Here is a 2,854-nt window from a genome sequence, read left to right as displayed (position 1 = left end):
TAATAATTTGATTTTATAGCAACCTGCAAGATCACCTCTAAGCATATTCTTTGGAATATGTGGCTGCTCTATGACTTTGGCTAGTTTCTTTTTAAATTGATCTCGTATAGCAACAGGGAGTTTTTCCCATTCTGCTGTAAAGTCCTTGTGACGTAAAAGCTTATAAGTCATCTAATGTGACTTCCTCAAACATCTCTTTAGGATCATTAATGCGCTTACGGACAAGAGCTAACAATTCTTCATCTTCTTCTGAAAGCAAAGCTTTTTTGACAGGCAGTTTCCCAGTCGTAGCAACATACTCAAGAATACTAGTGAAGAAATCCGTAGGTGCAATACCTTGTTCTTTAAGGATGGAATAGGATTTTTCTTTAAGGGCTTCATCGATCCTGAAGTTAACAGTAGCCATCATATCTCCCAGTTATTTAATGTACTAGGAGTACTGTAATGCAAATTGCATTACAAGTCGACTTCGTATAACCGCCATTATGTTAAATATGAGCAATTTTGTACTAGATACTTTTAATTATATTGATAAGTTAGATTTTTTAATTTCTTAAAGGCACAACTTTGAAAACAATTGGTTTATTAGGCGGAATGAGTTGGGAATCTACAGATCTTTACTATCAACAAATCAATAAAATGGTTCAAATGAAGCTAGGAAAATTACATTCTGCTAAGGTTGTTCTTATCAGCGTTGATTTTGCTGAAATTGAAGAATTACAACATAAGGGACTCTGGGATGAAGCTGGATTTTATTTAAAAGATAAAGCTATTCAACTAGAAAAAGGAGGGGCCGATGGTATTGTACTTTGTACAAATACGATGCATAAAGTGGCTTCTTATATTGAGAATTCAACTACTATTCCATTTATTCATATTGCCGATGCAACAGCTACGGAAATTTTAAGTCAAAATATTAAAAAAATTGGTCTGCTTGGTACAGCTTTTACTATGGAACAAGATTTTTATAAAAACAGATTAGAAGAAAAAGGACTTGAAGTAATAACGCCAAATGAAACAAATAGAAAAGTTGTGCACGATATTATTTATAATGAATTATGTTTAGGGGTTATAAACAAAGAGTCTCAAAAGAAATATATCAATGTTGTCGAAGATTTAATATCTTCTGGAGCAGAAGGAGTTATCTTAGGGTGCACAGAGATTTGTATGCTTATTGGAGATATTAAATTTTCAGTCCCTCTCTTTGATACTACTTCTATACATGCAAAAGCAGCTGTAGATTTTGTCTTATCATAAAGTTTCTCTAAAATTAACATAATACACGTTATACGAAAGGCCCTATTTACGGGCCTTTTAATCATCTGATTAACATAAAATCTCTTATACGCAGTGGCGGCTAACGCCACTATACAAGGCAACAGACCATACACTTTTTTTAAAACTTGATCTTGGATCTTACTTTAGTCAGTAGCTGATCAAGCAAATTTTGATTTTTGGATAAGTCCAACAGTAAGCCATTTAATTTTGTTTGGATCTCTTTCGGATCAGTCACCTCACCACTCATAAGATTTTTCAACAAACCACCAATCTTGTTGAAATCCTCCTTTATGCTACGAATTTCCTGAAACGATTGAACATCTATCAAACTTTTGGGCTGATAGCTTAAACCCAAATCACGTGCATATTGAGAAACCGATAAATTAGCCTGAGCAGCATTTGCTTCAATCTGCTTTTTTTCTTCATCAGTTACGACCACTTTAATGATCTTTTGGCGTATCCGTTTTGGCTTTTTCTTTTCATTCATTTTCATCATTTCCATTGTCATTTGGCTATGCCAAAAGCTCCGCAGGACAAGATTCCACGTTGAGCTTGAAAAGCGAATAAGCAGGAGTAATGGGTGTCAAAATGCTAGCATGTTGACCAACATTACACATCTTGCCTGTTTCACCTTAATTAGGTTTCGCACTTAATCGCATATAATCGCACATAAAAGAGATTAAAAGCTTATAAAATTTTATAATCGCACTTAAAAGCATATAATTGCATATAAAAGCTCTTGATCGCATATAATTGCACTTAATCGCATATAATTGCACTTAATCGCATATAATTGCACTTAATCGCATAAAAATAGGAATGAGGAGATCTAAATGGTTACTCGACATGGAGCAAAAAGATTCATCACTGCGGCTTTGCCTGAAATAGAAAAACGGTTAAAAGCAGGCTACACCATCAAAGAAATACATGCAGATTTACCAGATCTCGCCAACAATATTTCTTACAGTGCGCTATTAAGAAATTTGCAGAAAATGGGCATCAGCGAAAAAATGCCGCACCAGGGAAAAACACAAAACATCAAAGTTTCCCAAAATGAGACCAAAGCTGGAAGAAATCAGCAAACCTCTTTTTCTTATGATCCACATACAACAGGAAAGGATCTTATTTAAAAAAATAATATGCCTTTAAAGGTGCTTTAATTGCGATTACAGCTCGATTAATAAAGAAAGGTACAGAACGAGTGTCTACGAGTGAAATCGCTGAAATTCGCGCTTAGATCCCCTGAAAAACTGCTTTTTAGGCTGTGAAGCCTAAATAAGCGTAAATCACATGCAGAAAATTGACCCTAGATCGAGCGAAGCGAGTAAAAAGCTCATGAGCGAAGCGAATTCCGAGCTGCTTTTGCTTTTTCTTAAAGTCACAACCCAATGAGCCAAAAAATTGCCCCAACGAATCGAGCGAAAGCGAGATTCAATAGAGTTTGAGCGTAGCGAAAACCAAGGGCAATTTTTCCTTGCCTGGGCTTTTAATTATTTTAAAGTTTTTAAATACTTTTAGACACGCTGAAAGCCTTTATTGGCAATACTTTCAAAGGCTATATGACACCGTTTACCTT

General features: G+C 35.2%; 5 protein-coding genes. 2 read left to right on the top strand and 3 right to left on the bottom strand.

The window, feature by feature from the left end; genetic code table 11:
* Both FTV38_RS17055 and FTV38_RS17050 read right to left on the bottom strand, forming a co-directional pair.
* The coding region (locus FTV38_RS17055; RefSeq protein ID WP_373887027.1) for a type II toxin-antitoxin system RelE/ParE family toxin at positions 1–171 on the bottom strand (171 nt) is incomplete at its 3' end.
* Complete coding sequence (locus FTV38_RS17050) at positions 161–406, bottom strand: type II toxin-antitoxin system RelB/DinJ family antitoxin (RefSeq protein WP_000246755.1); 246 nt, start codon at positions 404–406, stop codon at positions 161–163. The genes FTV38_RS17055 and FTV38_RS17050, both read right to left, overlap by 11 nt.
* Positions 407–567: 161 nt before the next feature.
* Between FTV38_RS17050 and FTV38_RS17045 the strand changes: the two genes are divergently transcribed.
* Positions 568–1,257 carry an aspartate/glutamate racemase family protein gene (locus FTV38_RS17045; RefSeq protein ID WP_180015719.1) on the top strand — a complete coding sequence of 230 codons (690 nt, stop codon included), beginning with the start codon at positions 568–570 and terminating at the stop codon, positions 1,255–1,257.
* A 139-nt stretch (positions 1,258–1,396) separates the two neighbouring features.
* Here FTV38_RS17045 and FTV38_RS17040 read toward each other — a convergent pair whose 3' ends face one another.
* On the bottom strand, positions 1,397–1,774 hold the full coding sequence (locus FTV38_RS17040; protein ID WP_257225854.1) for a LysR family transcriptional regulator: 378 nt from the start codon (positions 1,772–1,774) through the stop codon (positions 1,397–1,399).
* 337 nt (positions 1,775–2,111) lie between these two features.
* On the opposite strand from FTV38_RS17040, the gene FTV38_RS17035 reads away from it, so the two are divergent.
* Positions 2,112–2,408, top strand: coding sequence for a hypothetical protein (locus FTV38_RS17035; protein WP_179991840.1), 297 nt, complete (start codon positions 2,112–2,114; stop codon positions 2,406–2,408).
* Positions 2,409–2,854 lie beyond the last annotated feature (446 nt).

Source organism: Acinetobacter sp. YH16044 (assembly GCF_013417145.1).
GTDB lineage: Bacteria > Pseudomonadota > Gammaproteobacteria > Pseudomonadales > Moraxellaceae > Acinetobacter > Acinetobacter amyesii.
The sequence above is the reverse complement of the archived record's forward strand: the minus strand, read 5'-3'. Positions and strand labels throughout refer to the sequence as shown.